Source organism: Burkholderia lata (genome assembly GCF_902499335.1).
Classification (GTDB): domain Bacteria; phylum Pseudomonadota; class Gammaproteobacteria; order Burkholderiales; family Burkholderiaceae; genus Burkholderia; species Burkholderia lata_B.
The window spans coordinates 236,960-255,164 of record NZ_CABVQK010000007.1; the positions used below are offsets into that span (position 1 = coordinate 236,960).

General features: G+C 69.6%; 21 protein-coding genes. 14 read left to right on the plus strand and 7 right to left on the minus strand.

Going from position 1 to position 18,205, the window contains the following annotated elements; genetic code table 11:
• Nucleotides 1-476: 476 nt before the first annotated feature.
• Entirely contained in the window at nt 477-1,388 is a 912-nt protein-coding gene (locus BCO18175_RS19100) for a LysR family transcriptional regulator (RefSeq protein WP_174983183.1), read from the minus strand.
• Nucleotides 1,389-1,544: 156 nt separating this feature from the next.
• Between BCO18175_RS19100 and BCO18175_RS19105 the strand changes: the two genes are divergently transcribed.
• Complete coding sequence (locus tag BCO18175_RS19105) at nt 1,545-2,465, plus strand: pyridoxal-phosphate dependent enzyme (RefSeq protein WP_174983186.1); 921 nt, start codon at nt 1,545-1,547, stop codon at nt 2,463-2,465.
• A gap of 364 nt (nt 2,466-2,829) precedes the next feature.
• Here the strand turns inward: BCO18175_RS19105 and BCO18175_RS19110 are convergent, their stop codons facing one another.
• The gene (locus BCO18175_RS19110) at nt 2,830-3,948 is read right to left on the minus strand and encodes a DUF2242 domain-containing protein (RefSeq protein ID WP_174983187.1); all 1,119 of its coding nucleotides are present in this window, start codon (nt 3,946-3,948) and stop codon (nt 2,830-2,832) included.
• Between the two features lie 116 nt (nt 3,949-4,064).
• Complete coding sequence (locus BCO18175_RS19115; RefSeq protein WP_174969491.1) at nt 4,065-4,958, minus strand: LysR family transcriptional regulator; 894 nt, start codon at nt 4,956-4,958, stop codon at nt 4,065-4,067.
• 108 nt (nt 4,959-5,066) lie between these two features.
• Between BCO18175_RS19115 and BCO18175_RS19120 the strand changes: the two genes are divergently transcribed.
• On the plus strand, nt 5,067-5,822 hold the full coding sequence (locus tag BCO18175_RS19120; RefSeq protein WP_174983189.1) for a TerC family protein: 756 nt from the start codon (nt 5,067-5,069) through the stop codon (nt 5,820-5,822).
• A gap of 91 nt (nt 5,823-5,913) precedes the next feature.
• Nucleotides 5,914-6,249, plus strand: coding sequence for a zf-TFIIB domain-containing protein (locus tag BCO18175_RS19125; RefSeq protein ID WP_174983191.1), 336 nt, complete (start codon nt 5,914-5,916; stop codon nt 6,247-6,249).
• Between the two features lie 94 nt (nt 6,250-6,343).
• Here the strand turns inward: BCO18175_RS19125 and BCO18175_RS19130 are convergent, their stop codons facing one another.
• Together BCO18175_RS19130 and BCO18175_RS19135 are read right to left on the minus strand one after the other, a co-directional pair.
• Complete coding sequence (locus BCO18175_RS19130) at nt 6,344-6,754, minus strand: Hsp20/alpha crystallin family protein (protein ID WP_174983192.1); 411 nt, start codon at nt 6,752-6,754, stop codon at nt 6,344-6,346.
• A 16-nt stretch (nt 6,755-6,770) separates the two neighbouring features.
• Nucleotides 6,771-7,211 carry an Hsp20/alpha crystallin family protein gene (locus BCO18175_RS19135; RefSeq protein ID WP_174983194.1) on the minus strand — a complete coding sequence of 147 codons (441 nt, stop codon included), beginning with the start codon at nt 7,209-7,211 and terminating at the stop codon, nt 6,771-6,773.
• A gap of 247 nt (nt 7,212-7,458) precedes the next feature.
• Here BCO18175_RS19135 and BCO18175_RS19140 point away from each other — a divergent pair, with 247 nt between their 5' ends.
• Nucleotides 7,459-8,376 (plus strand): 3-hydroxyacyl-CoA dehydrogenase NAD-binding domain-containing protein, encoded by a 918-nt coding sequence (locus BCO18175_RS19140; protein WP_174983196.1) that lies wholly within the window; start codon nt 7,459-7,461, stop codon nt 8,374-8,376.
• A 34-nt stretch (nt 8,377-8,410) separates the two neighbouring features.
• Here BCO18175_RS19140 and BCO18175_RS19145 read toward each other — a convergent pair whose 3' ends face one another.
• Both BCO18175_RS19145 and BCO18175_RS19150 read right to left on the minus strand, forming a co-directional pair.
• Complete coding sequence (locus BCO18175_RS19145; protein ID WP_174983198.1) at nt 8,411-8,692, minus strand: DUF4148 domain-containing protein; 282 nt, start codon at nt 8,690-8,692, stop codon at nt 8,411-8,413.
• Between the two features lie 192 nt (nt 8,693-8,884).
• Complete coding sequence (locus tag BCO18175_RS19150) at nt 8,885-9,733, minus strand: LysR substrate-binding domain-containing protein (protein ID WP_174915243.1); 849 nt, start codon at nt 9,731-9,733, stop codon at nt 8,885-8,887.
• A gap of 327 nt (nt 9,734-10,060) precedes the next feature.
• On the opposite strand from BCO18175_RS19150, the gene madL reads away from it, so the two are divergent.
• From madL to BCO18175_RS19200, 10 genes are all read left to right on the plus strand, one after another.
• Complete coding sequence (madL, locus tag BCO18175_RS19155) at nt 10,061-10,456, plus strand: malonate transporter subunit MadL (protein ID WP_034186756.1); 396 nt, start codon at nt 10,061-10,063, stop codon at nt 10,454-10,456.
• Between the two features lie 11 nt (nt 10,457-10,467).
• Nucleotides 10,468-11,235, plus strand: a complete 768-nt coding sequence (madM, locus tag BCO18175_RS19160; RefSeq protein WP_174915244.1) for a malonate transporter subunit MadM — start codon at nt 10,468-10,470, stop codon at nt 11,233-11,235.
• A 134-nt stretch (nt 11,236-11,369) separates the two neighbouring features.
• Nucleotides 11,370-13,016: a malonate decarboxylase subunit alpha gene (gene mdcA / locus BCO18175_RS19165; protein WP_174969485.1), complete on the plus strand. Its 1,647-nt coding sequence runs from the start codon at nt 11,370-11,372 to the stop codon at nt 13,014-13,016.
• 10 nt (nt 13,017-13,026) lie between these two features.
• Nucleotides 13,027-13,344, plus strand: coding sequence for a malonate decarboxylase acyl carrier protein (gene mdcC / locus BCO18175_RS19170; protein ID WP_011351579.1), 318 nt, complete (start codon nt 13,027-13,029; stop codon nt 13,342-13,344).
• Complete coding sequence (locus BCO18175_RS19175; RefSeq protein WP_254608127.1) at nt 13,341-14,354, plus strand: biotin-independent malonate decarboxylase subunit beta; 1,014 nt, start codon at nt 13,341-13,343, stop codon at nt 14,352-14,354. Before mdcC ends, BCO18175_RS19175 begins: the two co-directional genes overlap by 4 nt.
• Nucleotides 14,341-15,048, plus strand: coding sequence for a biotin-independent malonate decarboxylase subunit gamma (mdcE, locus tag BCO18175_RS19180; protein ID WP_174983200.1), 708 nt, complete (start codon nt 14,341-14,343; stop codon nt 15,046-15,048). Before BCO18175_RS19175 ends, mdcE begins: the two co-directional genes overlap by 14 nt.
• On the plus strand, nt 15,035-15,703 hold the full coding sequence (mdcG, locus tag BCO18175_RS19185) for a malonate decarboxylase holo-[acyl-carrier-protein] synthase (RefSeq protein WP_174983202.1): 669 nt from the start codon (nt 15,035-15,037) through the stop codon (nt 15,701-15,703). The genes mdcE and mdcG overlap by 14 nt, the downstream gene beginning before the upstream one ends.
• Nucleotides 15,700-16,566 carry a triphosphoribosyl-dephospho-CoA synthase MdcB gene (gene mdcB / locus BCO18175_RS19190; RefSeq protein WP_174983203.1) on the plus strand — a complete coding sequence of 289 codons (867 nt, stop codon included), beginning with the start codon at nt 15,700-15,702 and terminating at the stop codon, nt 16,564-16,566. Before mdcG ends, mdcB begins: the two co-directional genes overlap by 4 nt.
• Nucleotides 16,563-17,495: a malonate decarboxylase subunit epsilon gene (mdcH, locus tag BCO18175_RS19195; protein WP_174983205.1), complete on the plus strand. Its 933-nt coding sequence runs from the start codon at nt 16,563-16,565 to the stop codon at nt 17,493-17,495. Before mdcB ends, mdcH begins: the two co-directional genes overlap by 4 nt.
• Nucleotides 17,496-17,612: 117 nt before the next feature.
• Complete coding sequence (locus BCO18175_RS19200) at nt 17,613-18,134, plus strand: phospholipase D-like domain-containing protein (RefSeq protein WP_174983207.1); 522 nt, start codon at nt 17,613-17,615, stop codon at nt 18,132-18,134.
• Nucleotides 18,135-18,205: the final 71 nt, after the last annotated feature.

Consider the following 18,205-nt stretch of genomic DNA (forward strand, 5'->3'; position numbering starts at 1 on the left):
CCGGCCCAGTGATCCGGAATTCGCCCGCTGACCGTCCGGCGACGCGCAGCCGCGCGGATCGGGCAGGCCCGTCAGGTGACGGGCATCATCCCGCGCGAGCATCGCATCATCGCCGGAAACCCTTTGCAGACATGGCACACGGGCAAAAAAAGCCCCGACCACAGGGGGACCGTGACCGGGGCGGAAACGCATCCTCTCTTTGGCACGAGGGTTGGATGCGCGCGCAGTATATTTCGGCGCACGGCAATTCGAACCGGCGTTAAACGGCCGTTTTTGGTGTCAATTTAAAAACACCGGCGCTGCGGCGTCCGGCATCGTCACGTCGAAAGCATTTTCGCGGGTAAGGTGTATTTGATTTGCCTGTTTAGGCGGCCAAAGCGACGGTTTGGCGGAGGGTGATTCCGCGCGTCAGCCGCACTCCGAATCGTGCTGCCTGATTGCCGGAGATCCTCCGCCATCCGGTATCCGCTGCCCGGTCAGCTCGCTTCGCCGGCCGCATCGCGCACGGCCTCGAGAAACCGCGCGACGACCGGCGACGGTGGCATTGCCGCACCGTCGAACACGAACTCGATGTCGAAGCGGCTCGCGAGCTCGTCGAGCGCGACGAGCCGGACCGTGTGCGGGCAGGTTGGCGATGCGCTTTCCGGCACGAACGCACAGCCCATTCCGGCCGCGACGAGGCCGATCAGCGTCGGAATGTCGCTGCCGACCTGCGCGATGCGCGGCGTGAAGCCGGCCTGCAGGCACTGCGCCATCAGGAACCGGTGGTGCGCGGCGGAGCGCTGCGCGTCGAACCAGACGAACGGCTCGTTCGCGACGTCGGCCAGCGTGCGCGGCGCGGTGAAGTGTCCGCCGGGCGGCGCGGGCATCGCGAGCACGAAGCGGTCGCTCAGCAGCCGCACGCCCGACAGGTGCGGCGCTTCGTCCCGACGCCACGCCATGATCCCGCCGTCGAGCTGGCCGCGCACCAGCGCGCTTGCCTGTTCGGCCGACAGCATTGGCGCGATCGACAGCTTCACGTCCGGGCACGCGTCACGAAACGCCTTGAGGACGTTTGCAAAGACGGGCAGCGGCAGGCAGTTCGGCAATGCGCCGAGCCGCAGTTCGCCCAGTTGGCCGGCCGCGCTGCGCAATGCGCGCTCGCGGCTGTCCTGCAGCGTCGCGAGCAGGCCGGTCGCGTCCTGCAGGAAGCTTGCGCCGGCCGCCGTGAGCGTGACGCCCGTTGCGCGGCGGACCAGCAGTGGCGTGCCGACCGCGTCCTCGAGTTCGCGGATCTGTCGCGACAGCGCGGGCTGGACGATGCCGGCCGCGCGCGCGCCGGCCATCACGCTGCCTGCTTGTGCGACGGCCACGAAGTAGCGCAGGTGACGTAATTCAATCTGGCGCATGCGGCATCCGTCCCGGTTCGATGATATACCTGTAGAGCATAGCAAATGCCATTCGATGGTATTGGAAAGTATGAGAGGCGTGCCGTACGATGACCGTCATTGCCGCTCGCATTCGCGGGTCGCGCGTGTTTCCTCCGTTCCCTTTGGTTCCGTCCCATGCCGCTCCATATACCGACTCCTTATATCCGCTCGCAAATCGCGTCCCGCCGGCTCGGCAGGACCGTCCGGCTGAAGCTCGATGCGCTGCAGCCGTCGGGCTCGTTCAAGCTGCGCGGCATCGGTGCCGTCTGCGAAGCGCGTCATGCGGCCGGCGCGCGGCGCTTCGTGTCGTCGTCGGGCGGTAACGCGGGCATCGCGGTCGCGTATTGCGGCCGCGAACTCGGCGTGCCGGTGCTCGTCGTCGTGCCGGAAAGCGCGTCGGCCCGCGCACGCGAACTGATCCGCGTCGAGGGTGCGGAACTCGTCGTGCACGGCGCGAGCTGGGCCGAGGCGAACGCGTTCGCGCAGTCGGCGCTCGGCGAGCACGATGCGTTCGTGCATCCGTTCGACGACCGCGTGCTGTGGCAGGGCCACGCGACGATGATCGACGAGATGGCGGCGGTCGGCCCGAAGCCCGACGCGATCGTGCTCGCGGTCGGCGGCGGCGGGCTGCTGTGTGGCGTGCTCGAAGGGCTGGCGCGCAACGGCTGGCATGACGTGCCGGTGGTCGCAGCCGAAACGGAAGGCGCCGACTGCTATGCGCGTTCGCTCGCTCAGGGGCGCCCGGTCGAATTACCGGCGATCACGAGCATCGCGACGTCGCTCGGCGCGAAGCGGCCGTGCGATGCGGCCGTCGAATGGGCGACACGGCACGAGATTCATCCGGTCGTCGTGTCCGACGCCGACGCGGTGGCGGCGTCGCTGCGATTCATCGACGAACACCGGATCGTTGTCGAGCCTGCGTGCGGTGCGGCGCTGGCCGCGCTCGAGCGGCCGGTGCCCGTGCTTGCGTCGGCGAAGGATATCGCCGTGATCGTCTGCGGTGGCGTGACGGCGACTGTCGAGCAGATGCAGACGCTGAGCGCGACGTTGCGGTAGGCGGAGCGGACGGCGCAAGTTGGCCTGTCGGGTGACGGCTGGACGGCCGTCGACGACGGATATCACCGTGATCGTCTGCAACGGCGTGACGACGACAGTCGGGCCGTTGCAGAAGCTGCACGCGACGTTGCGGTAGGCGGGGCGGTCGGCACAAGCCGGCCTGTCGGGTAATCGCCGGACAGCTGTCGATCCCGGCGAACATGGACATCGGCTACACATGCCCGTTGCGAAGCGTCGACGCAATGTCGGCGACACGACGGGCGGGCAGCCCGCGGCGCGGAAATTCCCGTGAGGAATGACGGGGAAGGTTGCGTATCGTCGCGCTGCGCCGGGTGCGGCCGGGCGCGACGATACGGGCGACCGGTCAGTTTGCGGCCGGGGCGCTCGCGCCGGACGGTGCGGACGACGCGACGGGGTTGGCGGCGGCCGGCGCGGGTGATGTGCCCGACGGTGCCGATGCCGATACGGGGGCCGATGCGGCGGACGCGGGCGCAGGCGCGGCCGGTGCCGCCGATGCTGCTGCGGCAGGTTGCGATGCCGGGCCGGAAGCGGATGCAGGCGCGGAAACCGGCCCGTGAGCCGAAGCCGGCGTGGATGCTGATCCTGACGCCGGTGCAGGAGCGATAGCCGGCGAGGGCGTCGACGAGGCGGCCGACGCAGATGCCGCACCCGAAGCCGGTACCGACCCCGAACCGGATGCCGCCACCGGCGCGGCAGCGCGCATCGCCGCCGGCACGGCCACGGCCGATGCGGCGGCCGGCACGGCGTTCGCGCCCGACTCCGGCGCCACGACCGGCAGCGAAAGCGGCACCGGCGCCGCGGGCGGCGTCGGCACGACCGGCGTCGTCATCTTCATCGGCTCGCCCTGCGGCGTCGGCGCGGGTTCGGGCAGCGGCGTGACGGGTTCCTTCTCGGCGGCCTTGACGGTCGCGCGGTCGCGCCGGGCCGGGTCGATCTTCAGGAAATGCTCGACGAGATTGAAGAAGCGCTCATAGAACACGCCGGCGGGAATCGTCTCGCTGGCGGTCTTGACGAGCGCATCGTCGCTCGACCCGATCGGCAGCGACAGCGAGCCGAACACGCTGAGGCCGACGCTGGCCGACGTATTCGACTTCTTCAGCGTATAGCGATCCTGCACCGCGTTCACGTACGCGATGCTCGACGAGCCGTCCGCGTTCGCGTCCGCACACACGACGTGAAACTCGATCACGACGTGCATGTCGTTGTTCGGCTGGAAATTCTTGCTTCCGTCGACCGCGTCGTTGCGCGACGACGACACCACATAGCCCTGGCTCAGCAGCGCGCGCCGCGCGGCCTCGCAGGCCGCGTCGGATTTCGAGTGGAACGTATGCGCATACGGGCTGCTCGTCGCGTCGAACTGTTCCTGCTGGTAGATCGGCTTGGGCGGCGTCGAGCACGCCGCCAGCACGGTCGCGGCCGCGAGCGCGCACGAAACGGAAAACAGGCGAAATCGGTTGTGCATGGCGTCTTTCAGAAGGCTTGGCGAGAGGTCGCGCAACGGGCGGTGCCTGGATGAAGCGCGCGGCAATCTCGTAAGGCCGGGGCGTCATTATAGTTTCGTTTGATGTCGCGCTCGCTTCAGTCGGCCGGTGCGCCGCGTGCGGCGGCCAGCAATTGCGCCGTCAGCGGATGGTGCTCGCCGCGCCGCGAGCGGATCGCGTGGATCTCCTCGGTCACGTCGCCCGCGCGCCCGAGCCGCCGCAACCCGCGCAGCAGCGACGCGTCGTTCGCGCCGAGCTCGCTCAGCGGAAACACGCCGAGGCCGCGCGCCGCGAACACGGCCATCAGCGCGCTGTCCTCGAATTCCCCGGCCACACGCGGCACGATCCGTTCACCCTCCAGCCACAGGTCGAGGCGCGCGCGCAGCGCCGAATGCGCGGTCGGCAGCAGCACGGGCAGGTCGGCGAGGCATTGCGGAAAATGCTGCCGCGCGGCCGGCGTGACGAGCGCCGCGGGGCCATACCAGTCGACCGGCGACGCGACGAGCCGCTCGCTCGTCACGCGCAGGTTCGAACCGGACGGCGCGCCCTGGCCGGCCAGCACCAGATCGAGATGATGCAGCGCCAGCTCCGCGAGCAGCGCGTCGTGCTCGCCTTCGTGGCACAGCAGCCGCAGCGTGGGCGTATCCAGCACGGGCGCGAGGATCGCGTGCGCGGCGAGCTTGGAGATGCCGTCAGCGAGGCCGACCGCGAGGCGCACGGTCGGCTGGCTGGCCGCCGCGCGCACTTCATCGGGAATCAGCCGCCCCATTTCGAAGATCACTTCCGCGCGCGCAAACGCGGCCTGGCCGGCGTCGGTCATCGTGACGCCACGCCCGGCAGGGCGCAGCAACTGGTGCCCGAGCGCTTTTTCGAGCTCGCGCACCTGCGCGCTGATCGTCTGCACGGCCATGTCGAGCCGCCCGGCCGCGCGCGCGAAGCCGCCTTCCTTCACGACGACCCAGAAGTAGTACAGATGTCGGAAATTGAGCATCGGATCGAAATTTCGGAAAAACCGAACCAAAAATCAGATTCTCTCTGATTTTTCCGAAGTTCGGGGCGGCATATCATCGGGCTTTCCACTTTCGTATCGGCCCATTTCATGGACTACCTGCTGACGCTTGCCGTTGACCCCGCCGTCTGGGCTGCGCTTCTGACGCTCGTCGTGATGGAAGTCGTGCTCGGCATCGACAACCTGATCTTCATCTCGATCCTCAGCAACAAGCTGCCCGAAGCGCAGCGCGCCCGCACGCAGCGCCTCGGCATCGCGCTCGCGCTGGTGATGCGCCTCGCGCTGCTCGGCAGCGTCGCGTGGATCGCGAGCCTGACCGAACCGGTGTTCACGCTGTTCGACCATGCGTTCTCGTGGCGCGACATGATCCTGCTGTCGGGCGGCCTGTTCCTCGTCTGGAAGGCGACCACCGAGATCCATCACCACGTGTCGCGCGACGGTGAAGGCGCGGGCGGTGCCGGCGGCGCGGTCGGCCTGACGATGTGGGCCGCGATCAGCCAGATCGTGATGCTCGACATCGTGTTCTCGATCGACAGCATCGTGACCGCGATCGGCATGACCGAACACGTGCCGATCATGTTCGTCGCGGTGATCGTCGCCGTCGCCGTGATGCTGTTCGCGGCACAGCCGCTCGCACGCTTCATCGACCGCAACCCGACCATCGTGATGCTCGCGCTGTCGTTCCTGGTCGTGATCGGCATGACGCTGATCGCGGAAGGTTTCGGTTCGCATGTGCCGAAGGGTTACATCTACGCGGCAATGGCGTTCTCGGCTTTCGTCGAAGGCATGAACATGCTGGCGCGGCGCGCGAAGGCGAAGCGCCCGGCACCGACGGACGGCCACTGAGCCACCGCGCGTGACGCGGGCCGCTGCGGCGGCCGGCGTCACGCGCCTCATACGGAATCCAGAAGAAATTCGCACGGAAAGGAGAAGCGCGATGAAATGCCCTGTCTGCAAGACGCCCGACCTGCTGATGGCCGAGCGCCAGTCGATCGAGATCGACTACTGTCCCACCTGCCGCGGTGTGTGGCTCGATCGCGGCGAACTCGACAAGCTGATCGCGCGCGAAACCGGCGACGCGCCGGTGCGTCGCGACGAGACGTCCGTACGGCACGACGCGCAAGCGGCGCGCGGCCACGACGGCGGGTGGGGGCGCGACGGCCGCTTGCACGACGACCGTGACAGACGCGACGGCCGCTCACACGACGATCGCTACAAGCACGACGGCCAGCGTCGCCGGAAATCGGTGTTCGACCTGTTCGACTTCGACTGATCGTAATTGCACCGCACGTCGTAAAAAAAGCCCCGCCGGGCGTGTACCCGGCGGGGCTTTTTCATGCGTGCGGGATAACGGCACGCACCGATGCTTACGCGTTGCCGGCCGTCACGTCGATACGGCGCGGACGCGTTTCCTCGCGGCGCGGAATCGTCAGCGTCAGCACGCCGTCGCGCAGGTTCGCGTCGATCCTCGATGTGTCGAGGTCGGGGCTCAGCACGAAGCTGCGCGCATAGCGCGTCGCGCGGATCTCTGCATGCCGCACGCGCAGGTCGGCCGGCGTGTCGAGGTGCGTGTCGGCCTCGATCGTCAGCGTGTTGTCATGCACCTTCACGTCGAGGTTCTCGCGCGGCACGCCGGGCAAGTCGGCCCGCAGCGTGACGCCGAGATGGTTCTCGACGATGTCGACGGCCGGCGTGATCGCGGGCCGGCGGGTCGCTTCGGCGGCAGCGGGGTGAACGGTGTTCGTCTGACGCTCGGCCAGGGTCGGGTTCGCATTCATGTCGGTATCCTGAATATTATTGAACGGTGATCGCGCGCGGCTTCGATGCCTCGCGCCGGCCGACGCGAATCAGCAGGCAGCCGTTTTCGTAGCGGGCGCTGACCTGCTCGGGGTCTGCATCTCGCGGCAGCTCGACGACGCGGCGGAATGCGCCGTGAAAGCGTTCCTGCGCATAGGTGCGCAGATCGTCGTCTTCGCTGCGTGGTGCCGGCTTGCGTTCGCCGCTGATCGTCAGCAGGTCCTTGTCGATCGATACGTCGAAGTCGGCTGCGGCCATGCCGGGTGCGAACGCGACGATCTCGATGGCACCGTCGGTGGCGCCGACGTTGAGCGCGGGGAAGGCGCCGGGCCGCACCGCACGAATACCGGACGGACGTTCGCCCAGCAGGTTCGCCAACTGCCGCTGCACGCGGGCGAATTCGTCGAACAGGTCGCTGCCGAAATGGATACCGCTCATGTTGGTCCTCCTGAACAGGGAACGCGGGAGACGTGACGGCGCGACGCCTGCGGCGGGCGCGACGTGGGAACTCCACTGGGTCGAAACGGGGGCAGTGCGTTGCATGATGCACTGCCCGACGACGTGTAATTAGTGGCAGCCGAAGCGCATTTCAAGAGGGAATCTGAAATCTGCATCAATGCAGGCCCGTGCGATTCGATGCGACAATCGCCGCGATCTATTTGCAGACCAACGACACGGGACAATCATGGACATTCGACGCATCGCGATCGTCGGCGCCGGCGTGATCGGCGCGAGCTGGGCCGCCTTCTATCTGACGCAGGGCTTCGACGTCGTCGCGACCGATCCGGCGCCGCAAGCCGACGCGCGGCTGCGCGACGCGCTGGCCGCATTTCTCGGCGACCGGGCCGCCGAACTTTCCGCGCGGCTGTCGTTCGACGCCGATCTCGTGCGCGCGCTCGACGGTGTCGATTTCGTGCAGGAGAACGGCCCGGAACGGCTCGACCTGAAGCGCGCGTTGTACCGGCAGATGGACGACGTGCTGCCCGCGCACGTGCCGATCGCGTCGAGTTCGTCGGGCCTGAAAATGTCCGACATCCAGACTGCGTGCGACAAGCATCCGGAACGCTGCCTGATCGCGCACCCGTTCAATCCGCCGCACCTGATTCCGCTCGTCGAGCTGGTCGGCGGCGATGCCACCAGCCAGGACGTGATCGCTCGCGTGAAGGATTTCTATGATGCGCTCGGCAAGCAGACGATCGTCCTCAACAAGGAGATGACCGGCCACGTCGCGAACCGGCTCGCGGCCGCGCTGTTCCGCGAGGTGTATCACCTCGTCGGCGAAGGCGTCGTGAGCGTTGCCGATGCGGACAAGGCTGTCGCATGGGGCCCCGGCCTGCGCTGGGGGCTGATGGGACAGTGCCTGACGTATCACCTCGGCGGCGGCGCGGGCGGTATCGCGCACTTCCTCGAACACCTGTCGGGGCCGATCACGAGCTGGTGGGACGACCTCGGCACGCCTTCATTCAATCCGGACGTCGATCGCAAGCTGAACGACGAATTGCGCGCGATCCAGGGCGAGCGTTCGATGCAGGAACTGGCAGTCGAACGCGACCGCTTGCTCGTCGAGCTGATTGACGCGCGGCGCCGCAGCTTCCTGCCGTAACCGTGCCGCGGCGTCGCGTACGGGCTGCGGCCGGCTACTGCTGTGCGGCGGTTTGCGACGCCTGCGGCGTCTGCGCGAGCCACGCCGGGCTCGTGGCCTGCACGAGTTCGCGGTTGCGCGCGCGGGTCGCGGCGTTCGGCGGGTAGTTGCCGTCGTTCGTCGGCAGTTCGCCGTCGAGATAGGCCTGCTTGAGTTGCGCGACGACTTCCGCGCGGGTCAGCCCCTGCTCGGGCGCCGCGATATCGGTCGTCTGGGCAAAGGCGGGGGACAGCAGGGCGGCTGCGGCGGTCGCGACAGCGAATCGCAAGACATTCATGGCGTGCTCCGATCAAGGGGACGGGACACCGGACGCGCGCGGCGGCTGGCCGTGCGTTCCGATGGGTCCCATTGTCGCGAGCGGGTGCTGCGCGGACGATGACGCGTTCCGGGCAAAGCTGTCAGGTGCGGGCACGGGCACCGGGCGCGGGCGCCGGGTGCGATCTCGCGTGCGTGTGTCGCGCCGGTGCGGTTACAACTCCGACGCCGCCGCGATCAGCGTCGCCTCGAGTGCGAGCGTCGAACGCGACGCGGCCGCCGGCCGGTCGATCACGTATTCGAGCTCGCCGAGTTCGGGCAGCCCGGCGTCGAGCCGCGCGAGCCCGGCCGGGATCACGTAACCGGCGAACGCGCTGACGCCGAGCCCCGCGCTCGCAGCGGCGCGCAACACCGCGACGCTGCTGCTCACGACCGCGATCCGGTACGGCCGCCCGACTGCCTCGAGCGATTCGAGCACGCGGCGGCGCGACACGCTCGGCTCCGGATGCATCGCGAGCGGCAGCACGGCCTCGTGGCCGGTGATCCGCGAATCGGGGCCCGTGCACCAGTACAGCGGCTCGCTGCGGATCACGCGGCCGCGCCGGCTGCCGGCGATGCGCTTCGCGAACACGAGATCGTGCCGGCCTTCGTCGAGCGCGTCGAACAGGTCGCCCGACAGCCCGGTCGAGATCGCGAGCTCGACTTCCGGATTGCGCTGCACGAAGCTCGCGAGCGCGGCCGTCAGGTGCGCCGACGCGAAATCCTCCGACATCGCGAGCCGCACCTTGCCCGACAGCGGCGGCCCGCACACCGACGTGACGGCTTCGTCCATCAGTTCGAGGATGCGCACCGCGTAGCGGAACAGCGCGTCGCCGTGCTGCGACAGGTGCACGTTGCGCGTGTCGCGTTCGAACAGCGGCCGGTCGAGCAGCTCCTCGAGGCGGCGGATATGCTGGCTGACGGTCGACTGCGACAGGTTCACGCGCTCGGACGCGGCGGTGAAGCTGCCGGATTGGGCGACGGCGACGAAGCTGCGCAGCAGCTCGGGCGGTAACGGACGCATTGCTAAATCCACTGAATCGGTTTCGACAACTTCATAAATGGCCGGATATTGCGGCGCTAGTATCGGATCACGCCCCGGTGCGGCCCGCAACGGGGCGCACCGGACGCGTAGCCCGCGTCGTGCCGGCGGCTGCTTCATTCAGTCTACGGCATCCGGCGTCCGGCCCGAAACCGCATCATCCCATCGACCGCCCGAGAACGTGCCCGCAAGACGGGCCGCCGGGCCGCGGCGCACCGCCGCAGGAGACGAGTCCGCGCACGGGATCGGCGTGCGGGGCCGGCGCCTGCATGCGTCCGGCGCCCGTCACGAAGAGACTGGAGACGACTCATGATCATCTACGGAACCGCGCTGCTGGCGTTCTGCCACCTGGCCGGACTGTTCCTCGGCGACCTGCTCGGCAGTGCGATCGGCGTGAAGACCAACGTCGGCGGCGTCGGTATCGCGATGCTGCTGCTGATCTGCCTGCGCCTGTGGCTGCACCGCCGCGGCTGGCTGCCGAAGGAGACCGAGGCCGGCGTCGGTTTCTGGGGCGCGATGTACATCCCCGTCGTCGTCGCGATGGCCGCGAACCAGAACGTCGTGGCCGCGCTGAAGGGCGGCCCCGTCGCGCTGCTGGCCGCCGTGGGCGCGGTCGCGATCTGCGCATGCTGCATCGCGGTACTCGTGCGCACCGGGCGCGACGACACGGCCTTCGCGGGCGTGCCGCAATTCGAAGAACAGTGACGGAGGCCGCCATGCTGCAGATGCTCGAAAAAACTGTTGCCCACAACGGGCTCGTCGCGTCGTTCGCGCTGGTCGGCCTGATCATGTGGCTGTCGTCGATCGCGTCGCGCAAGCTCACGTTCGGCCGCGTGCACGGCTCCGCGATCGCGATCGTGATCGGTCTCGCGCTGGCTTACGTCGGCGGCGCCTTCACCGGCGGCGAGAAGGGGATTGCCGACGTGCCGCTGTTCGCGGGCGTCGGCCTGATGGGCGGCGCGATGCTGCGCGATTTCGCGATCGTCGCGACCGCGTTCGAAGTGCAGCCGACCGAGGCACGCAAGGCCGGGCTCGTCGGCGTCGTGTCGCTGCTGCTCGGCACCGTGCTGCCGTTCATCGTCGGTGCGTGCATTGCGCGTGTGTTCGGCTATACCGACGCGGTCAGCATGACGACCATCGGCGCGGGCGCCGTCACCTACATCGTCGGCCCCGTGACGGGCGCGGCGATCGGCGCAAGCTCCGACGTGATCGCGCTCAGCATCGCGACGGGGCTCGTGAAGGCGATCATCGTGATGGTCGGCACGCCGGTCGCGGCCAACTTCATGGGCCTGAAGACGCCGCGTTCCGCGATGATCTTCGGCGGCCTGGCCGGCACTGTCAGCGGCGTGAGCGCGGGGCTCGCCGCGACCGACCGCCGGCTCGTCCCGTACGGCGCGCTGGTCGCGACGTTCCATACGGGCGTCGGCTGCCTGCTCGGCCCGTCGGTGCTGTACTTCACGACGCGCGCGCTGGTCGGCGCGTAGGCCCGTCCGATGGGCGGCTCGTGCGCGGGCCGCATCCATCGCCGCGTCCTCTGAGTCGCATTCGTCAACATCATCAATCGGCGGCGGCGCCAGGCTTAGAATGCCGCTGAACCATCGAAGCGGGAGAACTGTTCATGACGGGATGGAATCACGCGCGGCAGGCGCGCGATGCACGCCTCGCGGCCGGTGCGCGTTTCGCGCAGGGCAAGCGGGTCGATGCGCGCGACACCGTCGCGTTGCTTGAAGCGGTGCTGCGGCCCGGCGACCGCGTCTGCCTCGAAGGCGACAACCAGAAGCAGGCCGACCTGCTCGCGACGGCGCTCGCCGACGTCGACAGCGCGAAGATCCACGACCTGCACATGGTGCAGTCGGGCGTCGTGCTGCCCGAGCATCTCGACGTGTTCGAGCGCGGCATCGCGAAGCGTCTCGACTTCGCCTACTCGGGCCCGCAGTCGCAGCGGATCGCGAAGCTGCTGTTCGGCGGCAAGATCGCGCTCGGCGCGGTGCACACCTATCTCGAGCTGTTCGCTCGCTACTTCATCGACCTCACGCCGCAGGTCGCGCTGATCGCCGCGGTCAGCGCCGATCGCGACGGCAACCTGTACACCGGCCCGAACACCGAAGATACGCCGACGGTCGTCGAGGCCACCGCGTTCAAGGACGGCATCGTGATCGCGCAGGTCGACCGCATCGTCGACAAGGTGCCGCGCGTCGACATTCCGGGCGACCGCGTGCATTTCGTCGTCGAGGCCGGCCGGCCGTTCTACGTCGAGCCGCTGTTCACGCGCGATCCGGCGGCGATCACCGAAACGCAGATCCTCACCGCGATGCTCGCGATCAAGGGCATCTACGAGCCGTACGGCGTCAAGCGCCTGAACCACGGGATCGGCTTCAACACGGCCGCGATCGAGCTGCTGCTGCCGACCTACGGCGAGAAGCTCGGGCTGAAGGGCAAGGTCTGCTCGCACTGGGCGCTCAATCCGCACCCGACGCTGATTCCCGCGATCGAGTCGGGCTGGGTCGAGCAGATCCACTGCTTCGGCTCGGAAGTCGGGATGGACGACTACATCCGTGCGCGTTCCGACATATGGTTCACGGGCTCCGACGGGTCGCTGCGCTCGAACCGCGCGTTCTGCCAGACGGCCGGCCTCTATGCGTGCGACATGTTCATCGGCTCGACGCTGCAGATCGACCTGTCCGGCCATTCGTCGACGGTCACGGCCGAGCGCATTGCCGGTTTCGGCGGCGCGCCGAACATGGGCAGCGACGCGCGCGGCCGGCGTCATCCGAGCGAGCCGTGGCTGAAGGCCGGCGCGGAAGCCGACCCCGACACGCCGGCGGCGCTCAGGCGCGGCCGCAAGCTCGTCGTGCAGATCGGCGAGACGTTCGGTGACAAGAACGTGCCGATGTTCGTCGAGAAGCTCGATGCGCTGAAGCTTGCCGACAAGCTGCAGCTCGACCTCGCGCCGATCATGGTCTACGGCGACGACGTCACGCACATCGTCACCGAGGAAGGGATCGCGAACCTGCTGATGTGCCGCGACAAGGACGAACGCGAGCACGCGATCCGCGGCGTCGCCGGCTATACCGAGATCGGCCGCGGCCGCGACCGGAAGATGGTCGAGCGGCTGCGCGAGCGCGGCGTGATCCGTCGCCCGGAGGATCTCGGCATCGATCCGCTCGACGCCGATCGCCGCTGGCTTGCCGCGCGTTCGATCAAGGATCTCGTGCACTGGTCGGGTGGCCTGTATGCGCCGCCGGCCCGGTTCCGCAACTGGTAAGGACAAGGGCATGGAACAGTTGAACTATCGCTTCACCGCCCGCGAGCGCGCGAAGGGCGAGCAGGCCGCGGCGCTCGTCGGCGTGGTGGCATCCGGCAATCTCGAAGTGCTCGTCGAGCGCGTGCTGCCGGGCAACGAATGCGAGATCGACATCCGCACCGCGGCGGTCGGTTTCGGCGCGGTATGGCAGGCCGTCGTCACGGATTTCGTCGAGCGGCGCACGCCGGGCGGCTTGAAGCTGTCGATCAACGACGGCGGCGCGCGGCCCGACATGGTGTCGCTGCGGCTCGCGCAGGCCGTGCGCGCGATCGAGGGAGACGCCCAATGAACAACCCCCACGCTCACATCCATTCGCTGCCCGCCGAGGGGGCGGGCGCCTCCCCAGGCGCGGCCCGTCAGGAGGCGCCGAACGACGCGATCCACGATACGCCCGCGTTCGTCGCGAACGCCGCGAGCTGGTACGAAGCGTCGGCGCGGCAGCGCATCGACGGGCTGCTCGACGCGGGCAGTTTCAGCGAATTCCTCGGTCCGGCCGAGCGCGTGACGAGCCCGCACCTGCCGCTGTTCGACCTGCCGCAGCAGTTCGACGACGGGATGGTGGTCGGCCACGGCCGGCTCGACGGCCAGCCGGTGTTCGTCGCCGCGCAGGAGGGCCGCTTCATGGGCGGCGCGTTCGGCGAAGTGCACGGCGCGAAGCTCACCGGGCTGCTGCGTGCCGCGCGCGAAACCGGCAAGCCGGTGCTGATCCTGTTCGATACGGGCGGCGTGCGGCTGCAGGAAGCGAACGCGGGCGAACTCGCGATCGCCGAGATCATGCGTGCGCTCGTCGAAGCGCGCACGGCCGGCGTGCCGGTGATCGGGCTGATCGGCGGGCGCGCGGGCGGCTACGGCGGCGGCGGGTTGCTCGCCGCGTGCTGCTCGGCGCTCGCGGTGTCGGAGCAGGGCCGCATCAGTGTGTCGGGCCCCGAAGTGATCGAGACCAATCGCGGTGTCGAGGAATTCGATGCGAAGGACCGCGCGCTGATCTGGCGCACGATGGGCGGCAAGCATCGCCGGCTGATCGGCGGCGCGGATCGCTACGTGGCCGACACGCCCGATGCGTTCCGTGCGGCGGCGCTCGACCTGATCGGCCGCGCGCCGAAGTTCGATGCGGCGATGCTGCGCGCTGAGCAGGCGCGACTCGAAGCGCGCGTCGAACGGTTCGGCGCGTGCAAGGATGCGCTCGACGTGTGGCGTGCGCTCGGTGCGGATGCGCCGGAAGTGATTCCAGGAATGCCTGACGATGCGTTCGCCACGCTCGCCGACCAATTGCAGGAGCCCCAGCATGACGCTCGATGAAGTCCTGACCTCGCTGTTTCCGAAAGGCCATTCGATCGCACGCACCGGCGGCCTGCTGACGGGCCACGCGGAACTGGCCGGCACGCGCGTCGACGTGATCGGCGTTGCCGACCGTTTGCCGTTCGGCATTGACGAGGCCGTGACGCTCGCGGCGCGCGTGCTCGACACGATTGAGCGCGGCGGCGACACGCCGATCCTCGTGCTCGTCGACAGCGACAGCCAGCGGATGAGCAAGCGCGACGAACTCCTCGGCCTGAACGAAGGGCTGTCGCATCTCGCGAAGTGCCTGATGCACGCGGATCTCGCCGGGCACCGGACGATCGGCGTGCTGTACGGCCACACGGCCGCCGGCGCGTTCATCGCAACCGCGCTCGCGACGCGCACGCTGCTCGCGGTGCCGGGCGCGGAGCCGGAGGTGATGGACCTGCCGTCGATGTCGCGCGTGACCAAGCTGTCGATCGACGTGCTGAAGGAGATGTCGCGCTCGACGCCGGTGTTCGCGCCTGGCCTCGACAACCTCGTGAAGATGGGCGCCGTCGACGCCGTGCTCGATCCGGTTCGCGCGCTCGACGCGCAGGTCGGCGAATGGCTCGGCAAGCCGGCCGACCGCGTCGACCGGCGCGCATCACGCGGCCGGCCGGTTGCCGCCGATGTCGCGCAGCGCGTCGAGGCACTCGCGCGTGCCGCACGCTGAACTGCCGCTGCGCCGCCACACGCTCGTCACGCTGACGGCGGCGGGGTGGGGCGCGGCATTCGCGCGGGATCCCGCGCTCGCGGCCGATCCGCTCGTGCGCGCGTGGTCCGAACGCGGCTGGCCGTTGATCGTGCGCCGCGCGTCGCCCGACGAGGCCGATGCCGGCCGCGTGCCGCTCGGCCTGCCGCTGCCGCCTTCCGCGGGCAAGCGGCGCATCGCATTGAACGCGGCCGCTGACGCGCTCGCGACAGTCGGCCCGCTGCCCGCGTTGGCCGACGTGCTCGCCGCCGCGCCCGACACATGGCGCACGGCGTTGCGCGAACTCGATGCGCTCGGCGCGCGTTGCGGCGTGCAGGGCCGCGTGTTCGGCAGCCTCGCATGGCAGGCGCTGACGGGCGAGCCCTACCTGGGGGCGTCGTCCGATCTCGACATCGTGTTCCCGCTGCCGGATGCCGTATCGATCGCGTCGCTGCTCGACGGCCTCGCGGCGATCGACGCGCATGCGCCGATGCGGATCGACGGCGAACTGCTGCGTGACGACGGCGCGGGCGTCAACTGGCGCGAACTGCATGCGCGGCAGCCTGAAGTCGCGGTCAAGACCGCGATCGCCGTCGAACTGATGCCGGTGAGCGCATTCATCGGAGGCGAGCGATGAGCGCATGGGCTGCCTGCCGCGTACCGGCGCCATCCGAAGCCGAACGCATCGCCGACCTGGCCGAGCGCAGCCTCGTGCTCGAAATCGAGACCTATCCGAAGCCGGGGCTCGTCAGTCACGTCGACACCGGCAGTCACACCGACATGGATGCCGCGACGTTCGCCCGCAGCGCCGCCGTGCTGCGGCCGTACTTCGCCGAGCTGGCCGACGCGGGCGCACGCGATGCGGACATGGCCGTGCTGCGCAAGATCGGCCTGCGCGCCGAGCACGCGATGCTCGCCGCGACCGGCGGCGTCAATACGCATCGCGGCGCGATCTTCGGGCTCGGGTTGCTGTGTGCGGCGGCGGGCCGGCGTGCGATGCCGGGAACCGTGCCGGGCGGGATGACGCTCGGCGCGTTCGTCTCTCGCCGCTGGGGTGCCGATATCCTCGGCGGCCCGCGCTTGCCCGGCAGTCACGGCGAGCGTGCGAGCCGCCGCTACGGCGTCGGCGGCGCGCGTCGCGAGGCGGCCGACGGTTTCACGACCGTCTACGCGGTCGGGCTGCCCGCGCTGCGCCGTGCGCAGCGTGACCTGCCGGGCGACCGGGAAGCCGCGCGCGTCGATGCGTGCTTCGCGCTGATCGCCGCGCTCGACGATACGAACCTGCTGCACCGGGGCGGGCAGGCCGGTCTCGACTTCGCGCGGGCGACCGCACGCGCGTTCGTGGCACGTGGCGGCGTGCGTGCGCACGACTGGCGGATGCGGGCGGCTGCCGCGCATCGTGCTTTCGTGGCGCGGCGGTTGAGCCCGGGCGGCGCGGCCGACCTGCTCGCGATGAGCGTCTTCGTCGATGCGCTCGAAACCGACGGGGACGCACGATGACGCTGGCCATCCTCTGCTCGGGACAGGGCGCGCAGCGCGCCGACATGTTCGACCTGACCGGCACCGCACCGCAGGCCGACGCGCTGTTCGCGCACGCCGGCCGCCTGCTCGGCGACGACCCGCGCACGTGGGTCCGGCAGGCGGGCCCGGACGCGCTGCGCGAAAACCGTGCCGCGCAGATCCTCTGCACCGTTCAGGCGCTCGCGGCCGCCGCGCTGCTTGATACGGTGTGGCCGCGCCGGCGCTGCGTCGCCGGCTACAGCGTCGGCGAAGTCGCGTCGTGGAGCGTCGCGGGGGTGATCGAGCCGGACGCCGCGCTCGACCTGGCCGATGCGCGGGCGCGTGCGATGGATGCCGCGAGCGGCGGCGACGAGCGCATGGTGTTCGTGCGCGGCCTGACGCGCGCGCAGCTCGCGCGGTTGTGCGACGGCCGCGACGCGGCGATCGCGATCGCGAACCCCGGCGACGCGTTCGTGGTCGCGGGGCGGCAGGCCGATGTCGATGCGGTGGCCGACGACGCGTCGCGCGACGGCGCGCTGCGCGTCGCGCCCGTCTGCGTGCGGATCGCGTCGCACACGCGACGGCTCGCCGCGGCCGTGCCGGTGTTTCGCGCGTCGCTCGCCGCGACGCCCGTGCGGCGGCCGCTGCCCGGCACGCGGCTGTTTTCGGGGATTGACGGCGCATCGGTGCTCGACGTCGACGCGGGCCTCGACAAGCTTGCGCGACAGATCGCCGAGCCGGTCGAGTGGGCGGCGTGTCTCGCCGCCTGCGTGGAGGCCGGTGCGACCGCGTTCCTCGAGCTCGGCCCCGGCCGCGCGCTGGCCGAGATGGCCGGCGGCGCATATCCGGCGCTGCCGGCGCGCAGCCTCGCGGATTTTCGTTCCGTCGACGGCGTGGCGAGCTGGCTCGCGCGCGTCGCGGCCGGCTGATCGACGGCGCGAAAAGCGGGCTGTAACCCGTGCGCCGGGCACCGGTTTTGCGCTGTGTGTTGCGCCGGCGCAGCAGCATCGCAGCCGGTGCTTGCCACGCGAATTGGCGTCGCTACAATGGCGCCCGCCATGAGACCAGCCGCCTTCCTTCTCGCCGCGCTTTGCTGCGCGGCGAGTGCCCACGCCGCCCAGATTCCGTCCGACGCCGCATCGGTCGGCACATACTTTTCGTATGACAATGCGGCGGCCGACGCGACCGTCGACCTGATCGGGCAGGCGCAGCACCGCGTGCTGCTGGCCGGCTATACGCACGTGCCGCCGGCGGTCGCGAGCGCACTGCGCGCGGCCCGCTCGCGCGGGATCGAGGTGCGTGTCGTGCTCGTGCGTTCGCCGCGCGCGGGCAGGTACAGCGGCGTCGGCTATCTGAAATCGTCGGGTATCGACGTGGCGATCGATTCGCGGCATGGCGATCCTGCACCGCGCTTCGTGATCGTCGACGACAGCGTCGCGCTGACGACCCTGTCGGAGGGCGCGACCGCGCATGCGGAGACGGTGAACGTGTTCCAGCGCGCGCCCGAGCTTGCGCAATCCTATGCGCAATCGTTCTGGCGGCTGTACCGGCAGGCCGGCGGCCTCTGACCCTTTCCCTTGGCGCCACGCGCGCCGGTGTGACCCTGCTTGCATCGGCGCTGCCGATGAACCATGCTCGT